This window comes from Paenibacillus sp. FSL R7-0272 (genome assembly GCF_037969905.1).
Lineage (GTDB): Bacteria > Bacillota > Bacilli > Paenibacillales > Paenibacillaceae > Paenibacillus > Paenibacillus polysaccharolyticus.
Map to the genome: position 1 here is coordinate 5953127 of NZ_CP150221.1, position 23004 is coordinate 5976130.

The 23004-nt window shown below is 49.8% G+C and carries 13 protein-coding genes; 1 reads left to right on the forward strand and 12 read right to left on the reverse strand.

Annotated features, from left to right (window positions below):
- Positions 1 to 43: 43 nt before the first annotated feature.
- The 3 genes from MKY23_RS26140 to MKY23_RS26150 form a co-directional block, all read right to left on the reverse strand.
- Positions 44 to 2608 (reverse strand): transcription initiation factor TFIID, encoded by a 2565-nt coding sequence (locus tag MKY23_RS26140; protein ID WP_339833282.1) that lies wholly within the window; start codon positions 2606 to 2608, stop codon positions 44 to 46.
- A gap of 31 nt (positions 2609 to 2639) precedes the next feature.
- Positions 2640 to 6029: a tubulin-like doman-containing protein gene (locus MKY23_RS26145; protein ID WP_339833284.1), complete on the reverse strand. Its 3390-nt coding sequence runs from the start codon at positions 6027 to 6029 to the stop codon at positions 2640 to 2642.
- A gap of 277 nt (positions 6030 to 6306) precedes the next feature.
- Positions 6307 to 8100 carry a vWA domain-containing protein gene (locus MKY23_RS26150; RefSeq protein ID WP_339833287.1) on the reverse strand — a complete coding sequence of 598 codons (1794 nt, stop codon included), beginning with the start codon at positions 8098 to 8100 and terminating at the stop codon, positions 6307 to 6309.
- A gap of 409 nt (positions 8101 to 8509) precedes the next feature.
- On the opposite strand from MKY23_RS26150, the gene MKY23_RS26155 reads away from it, so the two are divergent.
- Positions 8510 to 9445, forward strand: a complete 936-nt coding sequence (locus tag MKY23_RS26155; RefSeq protein ID WP_154892006.1) for a hypothetical protein — start codon at positions 8510 to 8512, stop codon at positions 9443 to 9445.
- A gap of 560 nt (positions 9446 to 10005) precedes the next feature.
- Here MKY23_RS26155 and MKY23_RS26160 read toward each other — a convergent pair.
- The 9 genes from MKY23_RS26160 to cobI all read right to left on the reverse strand — a co-directional run bounded on the left by MKY23_RS26160 (position 10006) and on the right by cobI (position 22965).
- Complete coding sequence (locus tag MKY23_RS26160) at positions 10006 to 11595, reverse strand: DEAD/DEAH box helicase (RefSeq protein WP_154892007.1); 1590 nt, start codon at positions 11593 to 11595, stop codon at positions 10006 to 10008.
- Positions 11596 to 12583: 988 nt separating this feature from the next.
- Positions 12584 to 14059, reverse strand: coding sequence for a SulP family inorganic anion transporter (locus tag MKY23_RS26165; protein ID WP_154890310.1), 1476 nt, complete (start codon positions 14057 to 14059; stop codon positions 12584 to 12586).
- Positions 14060 to 14718: 659 nt separating this feature from the next.
- On the reverse strand, positions 14719 to 16389 hold the full coding sequence (locus tag MKY23_RS26170) for an AarF/UbiB family protein (protein ID WP_339833297.1): 1671 nt from the start codon (positions 16387 to 16389) through the stop codon (positions 14719 to 14721).
- The gene (locus MKY23_RS26175; protein ID WP_090924158.1) at positions 16390 to 16773 is read right to left on the reverse strand and encodes a phasin family protein; all 384 of its coding nucleotides are present in this window, start codon (positions 16771 to 16773) and stop codon (positions 16390 to 16392) included.
- 73 nt (positions 16774 to 16846) lie between these two features.
- Complete coding sequence (locus tag MKY23_RS26180; protein WP_090924157.1) at positions 16847 to 17485, reverse strand: ThuA domain-containing protein; 639 nt, start codon at positions 17483 to 17485, stop codon at positions 16847 to 16849.
- Between the two features lie 555 nt (positions 17486 to 18040).
- Positions 18041 to 19660, reverse strand: a complete 1620-nt coding sequence (locus tag MKY23_RS26185; protein WP_339839726.1) for a cobyrinate a,c-diamide synthase — start codon at positions 19658 to 19660, stop codon at positions 18041 to 18043.
- A 704-nt stretch (positions 19661 to 20364) separates the two neighbouring features.
- On the reverse strand, positions 20365 to 21453 hold the full coding sequence (locus tag MKY23_RS26190) for a cobalamin biosynthesis protein (protein WP_339833302.1): 1089 nt from the start codon (positions 21451 to 21453) through the stop codon (positions 20365 to 20367).
- Positions 21446 to 22243, reverse strand: coding sequence for a precorrin-4 C(11)-methyltransferase (gene cobM, locus MKY23_RS26195; protein ID WP_339833305.1), 798 nt, complete (start codon positions 22241 to 22243; stop codon positions 21446 to 21448). Before cobM ends, MKY23_RS26190 begins: the two co-directional genes overlap by 8 nt.
- A complete protein-coding gene (gene cobI / locus MKY23_RS26200) occupies positions 22243 to 22965 on the reverse strand; it encodes a precorrin-2 C(20)-methyltransferase (RefSeq protein ID WP_154984470.1) in 723 nt (240 codons plus the stop codon). Before cobI ends, cobM begins: the two co-directional genes overlap by 1 nt.
- Positions 22966 to 23004 lie beyond the last annotated feature (39 nt).

Genomic DNA, 23004 nt, shown 5'->3' on the forward strand with positions numbered 1-23004 from the left:
TGCCCCTTCCAACGTGCATTGTGCTATATGTTCTTTCATTCCGCTACCGAAGCGGAGACAGTTTCTCTGCTAGCTCCGCAGGGTGAAGCTCATAACCATTTTCCGTATAAGAATCGTAGTACACCTTACCATTACGGTACACCATAAGATCCTCCAGATGGAAACCACCCATCAGATTAAGCTTCTCTACCCCGCTGCTACGTTCCTCATACACCACACCCAGCTTGTAGATGCGTGAGGTTTCCTCGGCATGTGCCGCGTAGTCCATAAAAGCACTGTGATGGTCGCAAAAAAAGTACTTCTCTTCATACCGATGCTCTTGCGTATAGTCGAACACCCGTATCCGGACAACGGCCTGATCTTCTAATGTGCGATACAGCCTGCGGAATAGATCATCACGGGTCAACACATCCCGATCCCTGTACGTAATCGTCACATTAGCTCGTTGCAGTAGTTCCTCTTCAAACGACAAGCGTAGCGGTTCCGCGGAAAGCAACAAGTCACGGCAAACTTCCATTAAGCGTGCAAGCAAACGGTCACTGCCTTTGATCGCAAGCTCATTCATATCTCCCATGTAGCGATCTTCGAACCATACTTCCCGCCCCCGTCTTGCCTCCAGATCGGCGATCAGTTCTTCCGTTACTTTGCCGTAATACTCCATGACGTTCTGACCAATGTATTCGTCAGCAGCGGCAATGCTCTCTTCCGCTACTTCACGCAATGTACGCTCCAGCGCTTCAAGTGAGGTTGTAACTTGACGACTGTAGCGATGCAGTTCTTCCATTTCCGTATCGTAGATACGAAGCAAATGCAGTTCATTTTCCAACCGTAGCAGTTCTACCTTGGGTTCATATACACGTTCCAGTAAACAATCGATTAGATTGCGCACGTTCTGCTTATCACGGAAGAGCGCACGTTTGATCGGTTGATCCTCCACCCGCTCTTGCTGACGCTGTTCCATCAGTGCCCGTGCGGATTCGAGTTGCATCGATTTGTCGCGGATCAGGGCGAGCAGAGCTTCACGAACACTCCCTGGCTCACCGTCGCTCCAGGCAGCCCACTGAAAGTATCCTATTTCGGGATATTCCATATGAGACTGCTCGGCCTGACGGCGAAGCGACCCCGAAGAACTGCGCTCGCGTACACGTTCCTGCACCGGACGGACAACATTTTCACGGAAGTAGGCTTCCGCTCCTTCTCCATATAGCGCTCGCTCAGCCTCTCTTAAAGAGAGCGGCTTGAGTTCAGCAAAGCTGCGATTATGCGTCATGATGCCGCTCATGCCACTAACGAGGTCTTCGCTTGGCAACAGCCCCTCCACCTTACGTTCCACGGAGGAGGCATCCAGTCCGAAAAAGGTCATTTTGTCCTTGATGCTCCAGTCTGGCTCCTGTTGCATCCGGCTGAGCAGATAACGGTACAGATGGTACAGCACGGTCAGTGCGATCGGTTTGTTCGGCCGCCTGATCTCGGCAAAACCTGCACTGGCATACCCATGCTGATCCGAGGTGGTACGGATATTATTTTTAAACGACGTATTATTGTAGGTATTCGCGCCCGTGCTGGCGATGGCAGCCCGGTCTTCATAGCTTTCCTCCTGCTTTCGGTTCTTCAGCAGGCAGATGCGGCAGATGATCTCGGCATTTTCAATCCAGCCGCCAGGTACACCGGTGCCACGTTCGTTTTTGTCCGAAAGTACATAGACCAGATCAAACAAGGGCGCTGCAGGATAGGTTACGGGAATGGATATCCCGTCCTCCGTCACCAGCAACTTGCCGCTGAACATGTAATCCAACGATTGCATGTAATCGAGCTCACGCAGAAAAGCAAGTCCCGCTGCGCTGGCATATCCAAAGGAATCGACCTGCTCCATCTCGCTAACCAGCACATGAAGATCCGTCTGTACCGACTTGAAAGACTGTGCCAGAATGGTCTCGGCCAGCTTCGTTATCTCCGGCAACAGTACATTCAGCGGATCATCGGCCCGGGTAATGACGGTTACGTAAATTCGATCAAAGGACGAATACAGCCGTCCATATTCAGCAATACGGTTGCTTACCCGCCGCATCATTCGATTTAATCCAAAAAGCGCCGCTGCCGACTCGTGAAAGCGACGGTGTACATCCTTGCGCAGCGTTTTGGAAGAACTCCGCTGTGAATGCGAGGTGGAGATTGGTAAACGGTGGTACGTGACCTGAGCGTTTTCATAGGATGACTCGGCCCCGTAACCTGATTTTGCTTTCTCCTGATTGTGAGACGAATTCGTTGCATTCACTGCATCCACTGGATTCAATGTGTTTGAAGCATTTGAAGGACTCGAAGGACTCGATGCATTTCCCGCATCGGCTTCATTCGATGTATCATCTGTCCCAATGTGTACGTATACTACACCGTCTTCGTTATCCCACTTCAACTGGTTAATATCATGCACTGCGGACACCGCAGGTTTCACCAGATCACCAACAAAAAGGAACAAGGCCGGGTAATGGATGCTGCTGCGTCCATCCCCTTGGCTTCCTTGGCGTTCCTGTTCTACGGCGTACCGGGAAGCGTACTTGTAAAGCTCACGCTTTAAGGCGTGCTGCATCCCGTTTTCTTTGTGCTGCATATTCATTGGTACATTCATACCATCAGCCACCTTATTTCAGCCTTCTGCGAATATCGTTCAGCTTCGACGACATCGTTCTATAGAACTGGTAGATGTCTTCTCCGTTCGCGAGCTCTACCCGCTCATACTCCAGACGATCACGTGACTCCATAAACAATGCCGCCAGATCATCCAGCTTGCTCAGGAGCGGTGTAATATCCTCGGAAGCGGTCAGGTCGTTGTCGCGACGGGAGGATTTGCGTAGCAATGTACTGCGATCCTTCTCGGACAGGCCGCGGAAGTTGCCAAACACTTCGTATTCAGCGAAATTACGGCTTTTCATCAGGTTAGCGAACGGTTCCCATGCGTCTTCCTCCGGATCACGGTCATAGACGTATAGTGCGCCCTTTTTAACAATCGTATCTGTATAGAGTGCTTCGATGAAGCGATCATACCACTGCTCTTCATCCTGATACTGTGCGAGAATGCCTTCCAGTTCAGCCACTTTCGCAGTGATTGCATTCATCTTCGCCAGTTCCTCACGTACCCGCGCGATAAGCTGTGGAGAGCGTACAAGGTTTTCTTTCGCCATATCTTCATTAATACTTCCGAAAATATCCTTCGTATCTACCCGTGGCAACCCTTCGGATTGCAGACGTTTCAGTTCAAGGACAGCCCGTTTCACTTCACCCAGATTCGGTGCGTTCGATGTGAGACGCATGTCGTAAGCAGCCAGCTTGGCAGACAGGTCAAACGGTTCCGTCGTGACAATCGCATATCGGTTACTTGTATTTTCATCCTGCGATTTGGCAGTGACAATGTTATAACCGAGCGCTTGCTCGAATTCATTGCGAACCCGTGCATTATACTGCTTCACGCGGGCATTCTCGTACACATCTCCCCAAGACTTTTCCGGGATTGGAGATGGCAGGTACGTCCAGTTATTTTTCTCCGTCTGCACCAGATGGCGTCCAATGCCCTCTTTGTCCAAAATCGTGCGTTCATAGCTCTCTTCATACACTTTGAGCGGTGTATATACAAAGAGTGGTACCCCGTTGCGTGTATTCAGCCAGAAAATACGGTTCCGCACTTCGCTTTCTTTAACAGTAAAGTGAGATTTGCCTACGGCATTGTTCTGGTAGTTACGAATCCCTTTCAAGATACCCGGAGCCTGTGCTGGCACGGACACAAACCCCCAGGAAGGGAAATGTAGACTGCCTGTGCTATTGCTCAGGTTAAACACGGGAACAGCCTCGTCATCCAACTTGCCTGCGATAAAACGTTCCACGAATTTCTCAACGGACTCGTCTTTCCCGTATTTGATCACCAGAAAATCTTCCATGGAGCGAGTAATGAGATCACCGAATTTTTCACTCAGGAAATCAGAGATAGAGCTGACGATATCAATCTCGTTTTCCTTCACCCACTGGCTCGAATTCTCCAGCAGCTCACGCGAGAAGTCGCGGATCAGATCATCCGTGTCGCGTTTGTCCAGCAACCCGTCCACCACGCTCACGATATCCGGTACACTTACCACGTTCCAATAATAGGTTTTGTTGCCTTTATGATCCGTTTGCTCTTCGCCGCGTGTCAGCAGATCGCCGTTCTTGGCAAAGATGGAGCTGAGTGCATTCAGCGTCTCGGAAAATACGTTATAAATGCGACTGTTCTCTTGATTCAGCAGCTCATACAAGTCTTCATAGAACTCAATCATCTGGTCGTTGCGTTCCACATCGGCATGCAGCCAGTATTCATGAATTTTTGCTTCGATATAAGCATTCTTTTTCTTCTCTTTGGAGACAAAAGCACTCTTCGCATCACCCAGCTTCTCTTCGGATTGCTCCTGAGCCGCTTCAATATCACGTGGAATGCGGAACGCATTTTCCCGTAGCGTTTCGATGTACGACTGAATCATTTTCAGTACACAGAATCCTTTTTCGGTATAAATCAAACGAGAGACATAGAACGGCCCCTGCTCAGGATGCAAAAACATACGCCGAATCTGCTCGGTAAACTGACCCGCAATCTCGCCCGGAAGCTGTTTCTTCGCCTTGATATATTCCTCACGGGCACGTGCCAGGAAGTTCTGTTCCAGCTCCGTATCCATGTTGACGACCTGGGATTTCACCACGTTGCCATAGGATAGACGTTCGCTGTTCTGGTAACCCGGTAGCGGTTCAGGTACGCGTGATTCGAAGGATTTAACGACACTTTCGAGATCAATACCCAGCTTACGCGCAAACTTCTCGGTATCTTCCTGATTCGGTGCTTTGGAGAACATGGTGCTCATTTTGTCGAACATCCGGTAGGCCAGATATGTTGTCATCTCTTCAATCGGCAGTACAGCCGAAGATGCACCGATGATGTTGTAGTCATAGTTGGCCGGGTACACTTTGTTCATCTGTGCGATGTTGGTGCGAATGTTGCTGATGTAGTCGTGGATCGCAAATTCCTCACCCGACTGCTTCTCTTCACTGGAGATAAAGTTGGTGATGTTCTCCGCCGTAACGTTCATGCAGTAGTCGTAGGCATTCTCCAATAACTTGCCTTCCGTATTGGTCGCCGAGATCAGATGACACAGGTTAAATGGCGGCAACGGTGAGTTCACGGCCAAAATGTTGCCGTACTTCTGGGTAAACCGCTCACCGCGGCTGTCCACGTTCATCCAGTAATCCAGCTCTTTGAGCGCTGCATATCCATTCTTGCGAATATATTCGCGTGTATGCTCACTCAGGCTTTTATTGGACAAGTTCACGTCTGGCGTAAACAGGTAACCGAGCGTGTTGACGCGGTCAATCCCGGCAGAGCCGTGATCCCGCTCAATGATGCCACGCACGATATAGGAAATATCGAGGAAGCAGCCGCTGCCTGTACCACCGGACAGACCGGTGAGCAGGAATACCATCAGTTTTTTGTTCGTACCAACGGATAATGTTTTGATCTTTTTATCGATGGCCTGTACGACTTGATTGATCTTCGTAAACAGCAGCAAACGTCCAGCCTGACGCACCCCTGCGGCTCCGTTCATACCGTCCGTGATGCTCAGTTCAGGAGACAGCCAGTCTGTAATATACGGCTCCAGCACGCTGCGGTTCTGCAAAAGACCACCAATCTCGGCATTCGAAAGCAGTACAAATTCGTTGATCGGATCAAGGCCGATGCCTCTGTATTTCTTCGCGCGATCCTGTTCGTTCGTCTCAAACGCCAGAAATTCAACGTTGTCCGGCTTCTCCATCTTTTTCTTGGACACCGGGTCTTGCGGCAGCTTGAAACGACGATTGATCTGATATTTCAGACGCAATAGCGCGTCAATTCCCGTTCCGCCCAGACCGATAATCAGAATCGGGTTATCAATCGTATCGACCCTGATTTTCTCACTGACGATACCTCCGCCCAGTGATACATCCAGTTGTTGAATATGTTCTCTCACGATCGGTTTCATTCAATATCCTCCCTGTATTTCAATTAAAAAGACTAGAAATATCATTTACACTTGCCACTCCGATGACAGAATAATCTTACGATCGCTGTTATCCCCGGATATCTTTGAATATGTTTTTCAAGGTTGATATCCGGTGATAGCGTATGCTTCCGTAGCAGCTTTCTTTCAGAAAGCTTTCAGGCGAACGCTTGGCTTCTTCAGGTTTTCTCTGTCCTCTCCGTTAACGTGTAAATTGTAATCTGTCTTTTAAAGCTCTCATTCAACGAGCTCCAACACGTCACACCAAATACTCAATCAAAATCGTTTTATCCGCCTGTTGCAGCGGGATGCTCAGTCGATCACCGTTCTTCAGTTCAACGCCTGAGCTTGCATCTACCGCACGACCTGATTTCTCCAGCGTACCTCCTGCGGTATTGCGAATGATCAATCGGTCTCCATTTCCAGGAGTAAATATATATTTTTCGGTTTCCTTCAGTTCAGGATCAAGCTGCAACAATTGATGCAGGTGGAACTTGCCCCGGAAGGATGCCAGTTTTTTGTATTGCGGATAAGACTTGTCTCCAGTGTTCTCATCCCGAATCTCCACGATGATCTGACCGACAAAGCCGCGGTTTTTGCGTTTCAGCCAGCCCATCAGGAACCAACCGCAGGCCGCCACCACGATCAGGGCAATCACACCCAGGATGACGGGCAACCAAGGGAACGGCTTATCATTCGCAGCAGGTGGCGTTGTCGGTTGTGCCTGACTTCCGCCTGTGCCCCCTGCATTGATGACAATCGGTGCACTTTCACGGTAAAAGCTGTCTTCCTCTGCACGGATGATCAGTTCATAGTTGTGATTGTCCGGCACTTCAAAGGTTCCGGTAAAACCGGAGCCGGTGTTCTTCAGCGCTTGCTCTTCACTCTTGCCTGCGTCCTTGTCATTCACGATCAACGTGGCTTTCATGTCCGCGTACAGATCTTTATCTTGTAGCGGTTGACCGCCATTTTCCAGCCTCGCTGACAGGTCGATCTTGTCACCCTTCGTATAGGACTTGGTCTTAATTTGGTCCGCAACGAGTTGAAGATCGTAGTTAAACAGCAAGTTGATATCGATGCTGTCTTTCGGAGCCCCTTTTACCCGAAGTTTCCAGTCGCCCTCCTGAGGTTTCAAGAGCTTCACCAGCGAATAACTTTTGGAGGTAGATAGCTTGGCCTCATTCGAATTCAGGTTTACGTTCTTGCCAGAAGGATCGGTTAACTGTACCTGTACTGGCTTCGAAGACATGATGGAAATATTGGCTTCGAGCACGCTGTCATTCGGCACGTTCACGGTAACTTCCTGATAACTGCCGTTTCCGGTTACAGAAGGTAGCTTCACAACATTCAGCTTGGCATGATCGGCGAAAATTTCACTCAAAATCTGCGGCAGATCATCCGGTGTATCGGTGATAAACGACTTGCCTTTTGTTTGTTTGGCAAGGTCTGCAAGTGCATTTTTGTTCAGCTTGCCATCGGCATTAAGGCCGATCGTGTAGACTGGAATACCTTTCGATTGCGCATCCTTGACGGCTTTTGCCAGATCCGCGTCCGACTCGGCCTGGGTGCGTCCTTTGCTTTTGTTAAAATCGTTATTGCCATCCGCAAGCAGTACAATCATGGGCGAGTGCGACGGGTCGGCCCCATGGCTCAATATGTTCATGGCTTCCGCAACACCTACGGATATATCGGTGTATGGGCCTCTGCCAAGCTGGTCGATAAAGTCTTTCAAATTACTTTTATCTGCGTCAGACTGAATCTCAAGCATTGCCTTTTCTCGCTCCACCTGATCGGTGTAAGCCACGATACCTACTTTATCGCCGACGGTGGGCAGCATATCTATAAACATTTTCATCGCTTCGTTACTGATCTTGTCGCGATCACTTGTATTCATCGAGTTGCTGACATCGGCTACAAGCACCGCGTCGATTCCACTCGTTTGTGCCTGGGCAGCTTCCGCTTGGGGGAGCAATGCCGAAGGCAGCAGCAGGGTTAGTAATGCCAGCAGAACCAGAGTTCCGCTGAGCCAGCGTTTTTTGCGTATCCGCAGCATGGGCTGTACTCCTTCACGTTTGAGATTAAAATGCGAATAGTTTATTATAGGCGTCAAGCCTTAAGGAAATCTTAACAGTCTTCTAATAAAATCTGAAAAGCACCCCTATTCTGAGTTACAATTTTGTAATGTCTGACAAAAATCGACGATTTTAGCGCTTTTGTTGGAATTCAAATTCCAACTATGGAAATATGATATAGCTATTACCAACAAACCGCAATATAACAGCGCTTGATCTTCAAGCCTTAGAAAGGGACGGAATTATGGTTACATACGTATGCCTCGCCATAGTGTTTCTTTTTGTTATGATCAAAGTGATCACGTTTCAGGTTCATCGGCGAAAGCCCGTCTCCCGTGAAGACACGGATCGTACCCTGTACAATATTCTAAATGGTGGGCGTGATGGAGCATGAGTAGTACGAAAAAAGTAGTATCCATCCGGCCTTTCTATCGAACGACATATGCCTACCAAAAGTTGCATATCTGCAAACGCTGCGGGCAGTATACCTGCCTCTGGGAAGATCAGTGCACTTCCTGCGGACGTAGCACCCTTGTCACCGTAGAGGAAAAAGCAAGTTCACGAGTAAAACGCAGGATGGTCCGTGATGCTTTCTTTGTTCTTTTGATCGGCGCCGCAGCCACTTATTTCGGTGAAACGCTGGACCAGTCTATGATCGCTGCTACGGTGACGCTGTTACTGTTCGGCGGCCTGATCTTCTTGCAGCAGCGTTCATTCCAGATTGAACAGCGGCGCGAAATGAGACAGTTGCTACGATTGGACGAAGAGATCATTCGCCAAGGGATCAATCGGAACTGGGCCCTTGTTGCCGAAGCGCGAAAAGAGGACGAGGCACTCGCCTACGAGATGTTGCGCGAGATCGGCTCCCTGATCTATAACGATCGGATTCGTCTGCAACAGATCGCGTTACTGCAATCCTTCGTGTTACGCAGCGATATGGACTTGCAACTTAAACCGCTACTGCTCCAGAACTTCGAGCGGCTGCTCGCCGAGTATATTGGTGAAATTGCCCGGCTGAAGCCGGAACTGATCCGTGAAGACGCGATTCGGTATATCGCCACGTATGAGGTTCACATTTTACAGTTGCATAATGGCATCCAGATTCTGACCGCCGTGGCGGCCGCTGCCGTGCGTAAGAGCAAATATATTGAACTGTTTCCCAGTCTGATCACCCGCTATGCACGTTTCATGCCCAAAGACCGGTTTATGCGGCTTTATCACACGATCGAGCGTTATCCAACCAAGGCACGCGGTGGACTCGCGGAGTCCGTCGGCAGGGTATATAACGAGAAATACCGCGACCAGTATGCTGATGTCCATGGGTGACCGTCTGTGCAACAAGCCGGTCTATATCGTATCAAGACTGGCTTACGTTCAGATTCGGATTCATAAAAAGTGGGCGAACCGCGTGTAATAACCAGTTAACCCGTAAGTAAAATAATGCAAATCAGCTCCCTAATTATAGACGAACGGTACACCGAGCTTCCCTGCATTGTTGTGATCTAGTAAGCAAGATATCGTGCCATCTTTTAATCATATAAGTTTTAAACCAAAAACACCCCGTCCTTAGGTCTAGGATGAGGTGTTTTGTCGTTCTGGTTCATATTGTGCGAATTCTAACGATCACAGGGGAGCCATCATAGCGTGGTGACTGCATAACGAGTGAGGGCTGGAGTGCAGTTCACATCGTGTGAATAAGTGCATGTGCATCCTGATTGTAAAAAAGGGCCGCGACGTGCTTCCGTCGCGACCCTTGGTTCGAGCGTTCGGTACGATGACGTACCCGAACGCTCTCGATATGGGCCATGCGGCATCCGCTACTGCGGTGGCATGGCTATGATGCTTCTAGCGCAATATGCGGCTGCATCGCCGCTTGCGCCAGTGCGTTACCGCCCGCGACGAGAATCGCGGCGGTCGCCCCTGCTCGGACCGCGTCCAGCGGAGTCCGAGCGGCCTGAACCAGCGCCACCGCGCCCAGCGGTGCGCTTGTCGGCGCTGCGGCCAGCCCAGCCGCCGCTGCTGCGCTCTTCGCCGCGGCCTGCTCCACCGCGGCCGCCTTGGCTTGTGCCGCGGCTACTGCTGCTGCGGCCTTGGCTTGCTGCACCGCGACTGCTGTCGCTGCTACGCGCCGATCCGCGGCCTGCGCTGCGCTCGTCACCGCTACGGCCGCCACTGCGTCCACCGCTACGGCCACCTTCGCCTCCGCGTGATCCACGACCGCCACGTCCACCATCTCGGCGGTCGTTACGACCTGCACCGCGACGGGCACTGCCTGTCCCGGCAGTACGACCACCACGCTCATCATTGCCCTCGCTATTAATTACGCGGCGAGAAGCTCCCGTAGAAGCGACTGGTCCTTCGCTTGTCCATTGGATGCGATTCAGCTTCTGATTCGTACCTTCCTCGATCCGAGCAAGTTCCGGTCTGTCGTGCTGGGTTGCAAACGTCACGGCAAGACCCGTTCCACCTGCCCGGCCTGTACGACCGATACGGTGAATATAACTTTCCGCATCATGTGGCATATCGTAGTTGAATACGTGGGTAACCCCTTCAACGTCCAAACCGCGTGCGGCGACATCGGTAGCCACAAGGATTTGCAGCTTCGCATCACGGAATGCCTTCATGACATTCTCTCGCTTGGATTGGGACAAGTCCCCGTGAAGCTCGTCGCTCTCATATCCTGCTTCTCTCAGATCTTCGTTCAGCTTCGAAGCCCGGCGCTTCGTCCGGCAGAAAATAATCGCCAAATACGGGCGATACGTATCAATCATACCCCGAAGTGCATCAAACTTGCCGCGATCTGTACATTCCAGCACCTGCTGGCGAATCTGATGAATCGGAATCACGGACTTGGAGGAAACTTTCACGTCCTCCGGGTCTTTCATGTAGTTTTTCGCCAGAACACGAATGCCCTTAGGCATCGTAGCCGAGAAGAGCATCGTTTGACGTCTATGCGGCAATTCTTTCAAAATCGTTTCTACATCGTCCAGGAAGCCCATGTGTAACATCTGATCTGCTTCATCCAGCACCAGCTTTTTCACATTATCGAGCTTCAAGGTACCACGGCGCAGGTGATCCAGAAGACGCCCTGGTGTTCCTACAACGATCTGCGTTCCGTTTTGCAGTTTGCGCAACTGCTTTTCTACATCCTGTCCACCATATACCGCAAGCACATGCAGCTTGTCATCGTTCGCGGTCAGTTTCTTCGCTTCTTCCGTAATCTGCAATGCCAGCTCACGCGTAGGCGCAATAATCAGTGCCTGCGGAGAGCGGTCGGATACGTTAATTTTCTGAATAATCGGCAGCAAAAAAGCCAGCGTTTTCCCTGTGCCCGTCTGCGCCTCGGCGATGATATCACGTCCACCCAGCAGTACTGGAATGGAACGCTCCTGTACTGGAGTTGGCACGGCGATGCCCTGATGTTTCAGCACCTCGCACCATTCCGGGCGAATGCCCAGTTGTTCAAAGTTTGCCAATCGTTACACCTCTGTATATTCATTTAGATAAGTTCATTTCATAGAAGACCCTAGCCCCCTTGGAAATGCATAGGCATCTCCGTCTGAACTTGATTGAGTCTATGTCATTGTCTGAGTCGGCATACGAGCCTGCTATTTACGTCCTTGTGCCCGAGTTCTGCATCTGAACCTGATTCTCTACTCCAATCACACCCGTAACTGCAGTACACATCCTGTGAGTCCAAACTAGTTTTCCTGAATTCAACTCTGATTATGAAATGAATTTTTAAAAAGCAATCATTCCATTGCTCTTCTTCTCCATACCCTGTAGTTTACACGTTCATCCAGCAAAACAAAAGCGAAACTGAACTACCGCGCCAACTTGTAGCATGAATGTAGCGTAAAAAGCAGACGTTTTAAGTTTATATTTCACACGCGGCGCATAATAAGCCGGACATAGGGAGTACGGAACACACAAGGTTTGTTTTTCGTAAATCAAGCTACACCAACTACTGTGACACCAGCCACGAAAGTCCTAACGATCACCACAGAGCTTATTTGCTCGAATTATGCCTTGGCTGAATTCTAACGATCGCCACGAAGCCTATTTCGTCAAAAATCACGAAAACTCTCACTAAAAGTAGCGAAATCAGTAAAATAGCGTCTCTGGTGATCGTTAGAAATGAAAATGGCCCAAATTGGGCTAAATAAGCTCTCTCCTGATCGTTAGCGCTCACAGCTACAAAAAAAGCGACTCCCCCGGCACACACCGCAAGGAGACCGCTGCATATCAATACTGTCTAGCGTTATCTATAGCCTATATTCGTTCGCATCGCAGTCCGCTATTTTTAGCTTACTTGCCGTCTGTTGATGTTGTAACGTTCAGATACCAATACCAATACCATTTTGGAACAAGTTACTTAAACGTTACGCCTTACTTGAACTTTACACTTCGCTTTAACTTTACGCCTTACCCGAGCCTTACATGAACTTACGCTTTACTTCAGCCTTATGCTCCGTGTCCGCCCGTCCCCGGGACGGTACCCGCATCAGAAGCCTTAAAACCGCTGCGCTCCAGCAATCGGGAGCTTTCCTCGTTTAATCCACGCAAATGCACGGTTTTACCAAGCTTCGCGTATTTGAATTTTACTTTGCCAATCGCTACAACCGCGGTGTTGTCCCAGATATGCGAGCCGCCAAAGTCAATGGTGATGTCCTGCGGATCGGCTTCCGCATCGAATTTGTCCACGAAATGGGACGAGGAACCGAAGAAGAATGGTCCGTGTACACGATACACTTTCTGTCCTTGCTCTTCGCTAGACTGGACGCGAATTTTGGTCTGTTTCCAGCCGAAGTGCAGCACACTGAGCACGACGCCAACCATTACACCAAGCGACAGGTCATGCGTGTAAACAACGATCGCTACCGTCACCACCATAACGATCGCTTCAGCGCGTGGGACGCGGGCTATATTTTTCACAGAACTCCAGTCAAACGTACCAATACACACCATAAACATCACGCCAACCAGCGCACCCATCGGTACCTGTTTCACCACACCGCTCAAGAGCAACAATAAAATCGCCAGGAACGCACCTGCCGTAAATGTCGACAGTCTGCCGCGTCCGCCTGACTTCACATTAATGACGGACTGTCCGATCATTGCACAGCCACCCATACCGCCGAACAATCCGTTTACAAAGTTTGCAATCCCCTGACCACGCACCTCGCGGTTTTTGCTGCTTTTGGTTTCCGTCATCTCATCCACAATGGTCGCGGTCAAAAGGGACTCCAGCAAACCGACAAGTGCCATCGTAAACGAATACGGCAACAGGATCATCAGTGTATCCCATGTCCACGCAATATTCGGCAGATGGAACATCGGCAATGTACTTGTCAGATTGCCCATCTGACCTACCGTTTTGACATCAAGATGAAAGACCACCGTAATAATAGTCATGATAATAATCGCTACAAGCGGAGCCGGAGCCCCTTTGAAAAAACGCGGCAAAATATAGATGATTGCCAGTGTTCCCGCCACCATCGCATACATGATCCAGTTCGCTCCCGTAAAGTGGGTGAGCTGCGCCATAAAGATCAGAATCGCTAGTGCATTCACAAATCCGGTCAACACCGAATGAGGCACAAACGTAATAAATCGCCCCACTTTAAATATGCCTAAAATAAACTGAATGATGCCCGTCAGGATGGTCGCCGCAAAAAGATATTCCACGCCATAATCCTTGACCAGCCCTACCATTAATACCGCCATAGCTCCTGTTGCTGCCGAGATCATGCCCGGTCTACCGCCCGCAATCGAAATGACGATTGCAATCGTAATCGACGCATACAGGCCGACCATCGGATCGACACCAGCGATAATCGAGAAGGCAATAGCTTCCGGAATAAGCGCGAGTGCTACGGTGATGCCTGCGAGCACATCTCCGCGAATGTTGCCAAACCACTGTTGTTTTAACGTATTCATATGTTCTTGCGTTGCCTCCTAGATGTGTCCCTCAAATTAACGAACCTGCTGAAGAATAACGGGAGTCGTACACGTCCAATTTCTCACCTTGGGGACCCATAAAAATGACAGTGGTGTGTAAAAGCAAACCGCTTCCTTAACCTGTCTATCGCTAGTCTACTTGTCCCTAAGTGCATGATGATCTAATGCCTTGATTCAGCCGCAAACACCGTCTCATAATCATCATGTCATTGCCGTTCCAGCATGTACTGACCATTTCCGTTACCATTCAGCTGTCTTTCTTGCTTACGGCATCTCGTCTCACCATCTAATCTCAACTATATTTGCTGGATAGACAGAGCAATGCCTGTTGTTAGTTTTCCTCTCTCAGAAAAACCGGGGCCGTTAATCTACTGACTTAATATTATAGTTACAGACATACATATGTACGAACACTGTAATATCGCAAAAACAGGTGCTTATCCCCTATTATCTTCATTCTTCTAGATTTAACTCTCTGTATCTCTGCTCATCAAAAAAAAACCGCAAAGACCTTTCATAAAAGGCCTTGCAGTCTATTTTGGCATTTACAGGTTATGGTGAGTTATACCTATTGTCAAGCAATCACTTTTTGGCGTTCGTTTGCTAACTTCATTATTATAAAAGCTTGAACTTCCGCCCTAAAACCTGCCCGATTTAAAAATCGAGTACAGCAGAAATGCCACCATGAGGATCGCCACGAGAAAACCAATCTCAATCACTGGAATATCCCACAGCATCGTGGATTGGTGACTAATCGAAGAACCGATAATGAGTCCTACCATGATGATACAGAAGGCGAGCAGCACAATGCTGAACGATAAACGATTGCTGATCTGATCCAGTCTACGCATGAGCGACTCTAATTCGGGAACGCTGATCTCCAGTCGCAGCTTGCCTTTGCTGATGATGGAGGACAACTGCCGTAGCTGTCCCGGCAAACCAATGACACTTTCGGCCATATCTGCCGCACTGCGAAACAGCCGATTTTTGATCCGACCCGCACTAAAACGTTCCTTGAGCAGCTTTCGCCCGAACGGCTCTGCCATATCCACAATGCTCAAAGTAGGATCTAGATGTTCAATGACCCCCTCCATCGTCAGCAAGGATTTGCCCATCAACAGTATATCTGCGGGCATGACAACCTTATGTTTCTGGGCAATGCCAAACAGATCATTGAGCGCCTGTCCTACACTGATTTTGGAAAAAGGGATATCGTAATATTTCGTTCGAAGTTTGTCCAAATCCACATGAAGGGCGCGCGCGTCCATGTCATCCGGCATCATACCGAGTTTCTCAATCGCCCGGATCATACTATCCGTATCCTTACGCATCAGCCCGATAATAAGCGAGGCAAGCTGCTGCTTCATCTCATCACTCAGACTGCCCACCATACCGAAGTCGATGAAAGCCAGTCGCCCGTCCTTCAGCACCATCAGATTACCAGGATGCGGATCGGCATGGAAGAAGCCATGCATAAAAATCTGATTGAGCAACGCATCCACCAGCCGCTCGGCAATATTGTTCAGATCATGACCACGCTTCACCAGTTCATCCCGATTATTCAGCTTAATGCCCTCGATATACTCCATGGTCAATACACGTGATGAGGTCTGATCCCAGTAGATTATCGGAATTTTCACTTTAGGGTCCTGCTGATATTGCTGTGCAATCTTCTCCGTATTGCGACCTTCCACCGTGTAATCGAGCTCTGCCATCAGAGCCTGGGCATACTCTTCCACCATCTGCGGAATCTGGTATTGTTTCACCCAATCCCAACGTTTCTCCGCCATCGCAGTCAGTTCTCGCAGAATGTCCAGATCACGTTGCACAATCCGCGATATGCCGGGGCGCTGGATTTTGATCGCTACCGCCTCTCCGCTCTGAAGTTTGCCCAGATGCACCTGACCAATACTGGCCGCGGCCACCGGGGTATCCTCGAACCGGGAAAAGATCTCTTCCAGCGGTGTATCCAATTCCTGTTCCAAAATACCCCGTGCCGTCTCTGACGAGAACGGCGGAACCTGATCCTGTAATTTGACCAATTCACGAATCACCGATTCAGGTAATAGATCTGCCCTTGTGCTTGCAAGTTGCCCCAGCTTCACAAAAGCCGGCCCCAGCTCCTGCAACACCAGCCTGATCCGTTCACTTAACGTTTTGGTAGGTTGCGCTTCACGCGACATCCACCGTCTAGGCAGCGCGAGTAGCTGGAATAAACCCAACTCCTCGACCATATAACCGAAGCCATGACGCACCAGCGCCATGGCAATTTCCCGGTATCTGCCGACATGTTTGATCCGCACAGCCATCTATTCGATCTCGTTTCCTTTGAGAGGAGGAGAATCTTCGACAACCGGAGCCGGGGATTCATCAAGTTGAAGTTGAGGTGTCTGATTCTGCTCGGCCAGCTTTTTTTCCAAAACCGCGACACGCTGTTCCAAACTGGTTACGTCACTTTCGGACGCCACGCCAGCTTCCTGAAGCACACGTTTGACCTGCTCCTGAATGACACGTTTCAGCTGGCCTTGCTCTTCTTCCCCGCGCTCCAACAATCGTTCAACAAACGCTTTGGATTCTCCAGGTGCAAGCTTCCCGCGCTCCACCAGATCATCCACGGTTTTCTCAATCTTTTCTTTGCTAACTAACGTAAGACCAAGCCCTAACGAGAACGCCTTCTTGAACAAATCGCTCATCTTATTCATCCTCCTCTTCGGTTGTCTATATATTACACCTGTTAAACCTCGACATGCAAAAAGGAGAGCTTCCTTACACGTACCGCGCTGCCCATTTTCCCGCTTGCAAAACTAATCGACGATATGTTTCATTCGCAAAGGATGGAACTGAATGCCCAGGCATCAGATAAACAATCCGCCCAAGTCCATACTTATGTGCCCAGGCTGCCGGTTTCGGCCCCTCTTTAGACTGATAGTGTAGCAAAATTTTAGTCTCGGTAAATGAACCAAACTCAAATTCATATGGTTCTTCTTCCATCGTAAAACCGGAAATACCCTCCGTCACAGGATGGCTCTCTTCCGTCACCGTGAACTCCAGTGGCGCATACGGCGGGTGATGAAGAAATTTGGCGCCAATCATCTGTTTGATCTCATTTCGATTCTGAAGCGAGATTCCATTATGTAAGATGACCAGACCGCCCCCGTTACTTACGTAAGACAACAGACCTGCTGTCTGCTGCGGGGAGACTTTGCCTCTCCAATCGTCCATGTATGAGATACATACATCAAATCCCGAAATATTTTCATGAAGCAACATGTTGCGATTTTCACTACATTGAACTGTAATCGTATCTTGAAAAATCCGGCTAATCTCCCCGTCTACCCCCTGTAGCGGATGCCAGTCCGGATGTGTATAATCTCCAATTAAAAGTGCCTTTTTGCGATGATCCATTATAATCATCTCCTTTCTTCTGATGTTATTCGTTTAGATTCGTCTGCACACTCCATATCCTATAAATTAACCACGCTTTATAAAATCGACTACCGTGGTGTTTCTTCATCTCTTCCACTTAGGTTTCGAATAAGATGTTCCCATCTCACAATACTTCCTAGTATAGCCGTATAACGGTTTGGCATATCCATATCATGCCTATCCAGCTTGGACTCACCGTCTCCCTTGTCACAACACATTCCATCCCTAACACATTCCACATGATTCACTAAAAACCTTTAATTGTACAGTCCAAGACCCAACTTCACGACCAAAGTCTCAGGAGGTTCAAAATAAATTCAAGCCCTTCCGCTTATTGCCGGAAGAGGGATAGTAGGCTGGTTCCATCAAACGAAAAACCGCCTCATCGTACTTCGTTCTCTAACCTCTATCCCTCCATATTGGGCTCAGTGTATCCATATTTAACATTACTTCCGTGCCGCATATGAATGCTTTATACACGTTTGATCTGAGCACTCTGAACGCGATCATTTGCACACGGATGCTGCGTTCGAACTAAGCTTGGTGCTTGCGGTATAGTCGACAATGCTCCACCCATCGCTGTGCGGCTTGCGGATCAGAACCAAGGTGCACATGCGTATATCCAGCCACGATATTGCCCAAAGCATATCCCTCCTGCTTCGAACCCCTTAACCCCTTCGTCTCATAAGCATATGGGATAGGTTGCTCGTCGCGGTACGTCATCGTTGAATAATGGAATTCATGCCCCCGCAGCACTTCACCCTGTCTTAGCAGAAAAGAGTCCTGAACCGCACTCGCCTCCCGGTATCCCAGTGCAGCTCGTTTTTTCTGCATCTGTACCTGCGCAGGAATAATACCTGCCATGTTATACGTCCGCCCTTCACGGTCCGTCAGCGTTTCGGCCAGTACCATATAGCCGCCGCACTCCGCAAACAGCGGCATCTGAGAACGGGCTGCTTCACGTAGCCCTTCCAGAAAACGCTCGTTTCCGGCAATCACCGCCGCGAACTCCTCAGGAAAACCACCACCCAGATAAATGCTGTCCGCCTCGGACGGAATACCTTCACCAGCGAGTGGACTGAAATATTTTAGCTTCGCCCCCGCCGCTTCGAGCAGTTCCAGGTTATCGGGATAATAGAAGTTAAATGCCGCATCACGAGCGACGGCAATAACAGGCTGGTACGTATCTGGCTTGCTGTGGATGTGGAGAACTGTCGGTTGGGACACATAGTTGGCATCGTTCACGCTGGCTGTGTGGGCATTGCTTATGGTGTCGGTAGCGTTAAGTGTAAGGCTGTCTTTGCTTGTATCGTTAGATTGATCAGAACTAGAATCTTGAACGATGTCGTGAGCATGGACCGGTTGGATTGCTATAGAGCTGGCTGCAGCGTCATCGCTCTCTTCCAAGCACTGGAGAGGGGGAGCACTTGCGGCCAATTTTAGCAAATGATCCAGATCCGTGCCCTCTAGCAACACATCGGACGCCCGTTGGAATAACGGCTCCAGTTCTCCACGCTCGATGGCAGGAACAAGTCCGAGATGTCTCTCGGGGATAGACATGTCTTCATCTCGCTTTAGCCACCCAACGACCGGAATGCCGCACATTTGCTCAATGGCTTTTTTCACAATCGTATAATGTCCCGCACTTCCGCAACGATTAACAATTACACCGGCAATGTTTAACTCAGGTTCAAGTTGCTGGAAACCTAGTACAATTGCCGCTGCACTCCGTGCCATACTGCGTACATCCACAACCAGAATCACAGGTGTCTGCGTAATCATCGCGATCTCGGCGGTAGAGCCGATGTTGCTGAGCGGATCTTTGCCATCGTAGAGGCCCATTACACCTTCAATAATGGAGATATCATGTCCCGCGGAAGCCCGCTGAAATGTCTGCTTCACATATGCAGGCGAAGTCATCCATGCGTCCAGATTACGTGAAGCCCGACCTGTCACTGCCGTATGATACGTTGGATCAATATAATCCGGGCCGCATTTGAATCCCTGTACGCTCAATCCGCGCTGGGCGAGGGCTTTCATTAGGCCGAGCGTTACAGTCGTTTTGCCCGCTCCACTGCCTGTGCCCGCAATGATCAGCCGAGGTGCCCTTTCGTTATTAGGCGTCGTTGGTAAGGCTTCATTATTGGAGATCATTGTTGCGACTTCGTTATCGGACGTCCTTGTTGCGCCTCCATTATTAGACGTCATTGGTGTGACTCCGTTATTAGACTCCGTTGGTAAAACTTCATTCGTTGGTAAGACCTGATTATTGGATACGGTGTTCTTTACATTTTTTGAATTCATCGTTCATCCCGCCTTTGTTTTACATATAGCAAATAGACCATCCCATATCGATTCCAACGGCCTGGGACGGTCATGTTCATAAGGTGATGACAACTACTTTTTGTATGTGAACGCATCAAGGGAATGTAGCTTTAGCCCACTCGGATGGACTGCGTGATCTCGCCTCGGCAGACGTAACTCTGACTCTACAACTGATGCAACGGGTGGCAACCGAGACAACTGATTCAACCCATAGCAACTCAAGGTATCGAAGTACAGAAGTACCCAATTATCTAAGTACCGGCCCTTCCTTTGATGCCCCACCTCTAACGATCACCAGAGATCTTATTTTGCGAAAAAGGTACACTTTCAAATTCTAACGATCCTGAGGAACGTTATTTGGGGTAAAAAGCTCGAATTCTAGCTATTTTTTCTGAAAAATGCTTACATAACGTCTGTGGTGATCGTTAGAATTTAGAGTTGTCCATTTTGGGGAAAATAGCGTCATCTGTGATCGTTAGAGCTGCCACGCTGGTTGACCACACCAAATTGCTTCCAATCACACGAACCCTAGCTTAATCAAACGCAACCCGTGCGACAGAGATCGTCAAGTTGCCGCTCTTTTTCTTTTCCAGCAGCCAATGATCCGCTCCCGAAGAGAGCAGTGCCGCCGGTTCACTTACGCCATAGGCTCCGGTGTATTTAAATACCGTCTCGGACGGATTGGCAAGTTGAACCATATTCAGTTCCTCTGGAGTGTAAGTGACGAGTTCCCAGCCGTACTTAGCGCATAGAGCCAGCAGGCCTTCCTCATCTTTTTTCAGATCAATCGTAGCCACGTTGCGCACGCTCTTCACGGACAGGGACAGCTCTTCCAGCGTGGCAAGCACTTCCTGCTCCAACTCCTCCATCGCCGTTCCGCGATTGCAGCCCATGCCGAGCACGAGGCTCTTCGGACGATACAACACACCATTGGTTAGAAAACGCTCCTCTTCCACTGATGAAAGCAGACGGTCACTGACCACCAGTGCGGCGTTAAACGCAAACGTTTCCGTCTCCTGCATACTGCCGAAGACCCGAATGTGATCAGGTACAGGTTTGTTATACCGCCACCAGTTGCGTTCGCCTGTCTCTTGAATAAGTGCCACCGGCTCTTCGTTGACCACCGCCGCACTTACCGGGGTTGCTTTATCAAAGCTGTCCACGATCCAGCCCAGTTCACGACCAAACATATCCACCGGGATCGTGCCCTGTACATCCGAAGCTGTCGTAATGACTGCACGCGCACCAAGCACTTCCGCCACTTGACGCGTGAGTTCATTGGCACCGCCAAGATGACCAGATAACACGCTGATCACGTTCTCGCCGCGGTCATCGATGACCAGCACGGCAGGATCGACTTTTTTGTCCACCAGCAGCGGAGCAATCATACGGACGACGGCACCCAGCGAGATAAACAGAATGATGCCGTTGTAACGTTTGAACAGGTCTGGCAGAATAAGCTTCACCGAACCTTCAAACAGTGTATATCCAAGTTGTTCCTCATCGCCACGGGCAAATTTGCTCATATAATAGACGTCTGTACCCTGAAACTGTCCTTCGAGGTTACGCACCATCTCCACGCCGTGCTTCGTAATGGCTACAGCAGCAAACGGATTACTCACCGGACTTCACTCCCTTGCGATAGCCGTGGGTGAAGGATTTGTCGTACAGTTTGGAACGGTGAGCATCCCGGTTCACCAGATCAGGATCAAGCGCCCAGCCTGCCAGAATCATCGCGTGCATCGTAATGCCTGCGGCACGCAGATCCGCAGCCAGATTGGCCAGCGTGGTACGCACAATTTTCTGATCCGGCCATGTTGCTCGCTGCACTACCGCCACTGGTGTATCTTCGCTCCAGCCTGCGGCTAGGAATTCCACCACGACTTTTTTCGCCAATGTTGCACTTAGGAAGAGCGCCACCGTACAGTGATGGGAGGCCAAATCGCGCAGCTTCTCCCGTTCAGGCACAGGGGTGCGTCCTTCCGCACGTGTCAGGATGACGGTCTGCGTCAGTTCCGGCACAGTCAGCTCCGCTCCCAGCGCCGCTGCCGAAGCAAATACCGAGCTAACGCCTGGAATAATCTCGTACTCCACGCCTTGTTGTTTCAACAAAACCATCTGTTCCAAAATGGCACCATACATCGCCGGATCACCCGTATGTACACGTGCTACACTGCGTCCTGCACGAACCGCTGTGCACATCAGTTCGACCTGCTGTTCCAAATCCATGCCGGAGCTTTGCAACACCTCGGCTTCGGGTTTGGCAGTCGCAATCAGTTCATCATTCACGAGGGAATCCGTGTACAGAACAAGGTCGGCATTTTTCAAAATATTCGAACCTTTTACCGTAATCAGCTCGGGATCTCCCGGGCCAGCACCAACGATGTACACTTTTGCTTCTAATGTTTTCATTATTTGCTCACCACCATCAGGCTCAAATATTCCAGCTCCTGCCCTTTCAGTTCACGGGCGTCACGCCAGACCAGTTCATAAGGAGAAGTGACTTTGGTGACCACCGACGCTTTGCCGCCAAGTCCCATCTCCTCCAGCAGCTCCAGCATCGGGTCCAGCACCTTTGCTACTTTGATAAACACAATCGTATCGTGATGCTCAATCGCCTGCCGCATCGCTTCTTTATCCGCTGTAGCCGGAATAATGCCAACCTGCTCATCTCCATCTGCCAGATGGATATCCAGCGCTGCCGCCGCACCAAGCACGGAGGATATGCCCGGAATCGAGCTAATCGGCACTTCAGGATGAAGTTCACGCATGAGACGTGCAAGGTGGATAAATGTACTGTATAAGTTCGGATCACCTTCCGTCACGAACGCTACATCTTTGCCTTCCTTAAGTGCTTCCCAGCACGCTTCCACGGTTTTGCCCCACTCCCGCTCAAGTACAACCGGGTCTTTGGTCATTGGAAAGATCAGCCCCAGCATCTCTTTCTCCTCTGGATTCACATATAATTCCACGATTTCGTGAGCGTAGGATTTGCCGCCTTTGCGTTTCTTCGGATAGGCGACTACCGGGCATTCGCGAATCATCCGGTATGCTTTGACCGTAATCAGCTCCGGGTCTCCCGGCCCGACACCGACGCCATACAATGTGCCAACGGTAACTCCGGCTCCTGTCATGCTCTCTGAACTTTCCGTGTGAATTCCGGTACTGTTGAT

Excerpts from the sequence above, each read along its gene's own strand:
- MKY23_RS26140 (WP_339833282.1), bottom strand. The coding sequence starts at position 2,608 with ATGCAGCACAAAGAAAACGGGATGCAGCACGCCTTAAAGCGTGAGCTT.
- MKY23_RS26145 (WP_339833284.1), bottom strand. The coding sequence starts at position 6,029 with ATGAAACCGATCGTGAGAGAACATATTCAACAACTGGATGTATCACTG.
- MKY23_RS26150 (WP_339833287.1), bottom strand. The coding sequence starts at position 8,100 with ATGCTGCGGATACGCAAAAAACGCTGGCTCAGCGGAACTCTGGTTCTG.
- MKY23_RS26155 (WP_154892006.1), top strand. The coding sequence starts at position 8,510 with ATGAGTAGTACGAAAAAAGTAGTATCCATCCGGCCTTTCTATCGAACG.
- MKY23_RS26165 (WP_154890310.1), bottom strand. The coding sequence starts at position 14,059 with ATGAATACGTTAAAACAACAGTGGTTTGGCAACATTCGCGGAGATGTG.
- MKY23_RS26170 (WP_339833297.1), bottom strand. The coding sequence starts at position 16,389 with ATGGCTGTGCGGATCAAACATGTCGGCAGATACCGGGAAATTGCCATG.
- MKY23_RS26175 (WP_090924158.1), bottom strand. The coding sequence starts at position 16,773 with ATGAGCGATTTGTTCAAGAAGGCGTTCTCGTTAGGGCTTGGTCTTACG.
- MKY23_RS26180 (WP_090924157.1), bottom strand. The coding sequence starts at position 17,485 with ATGGATCATCGCAAAAAGGCACTTTTAATTGGAGATTATACACATCCG.
- MKY23_RS26185 (WP_339839726.1), bottom strand. The coding sequence starts at position 19,660 with ATGATCTCCAATAATGAAGCCTTACCAACGACGCCTAATAACGAAAGG.
- cobM (WP_339833305.1), bottom strand. The coding sequence starts at position 22,243 with ATGAAAACATTAGAAGCAAAAGTGTACATCGTTGGTGCTGGCCCGGGA.
- cobI (WP_154984470.1), bottom strand. The coding sequence starts at position 22,965 with ATGACAGGAGCCGGAGTTACCGTTGGCACATTGTATGGCGTCGGTGTC.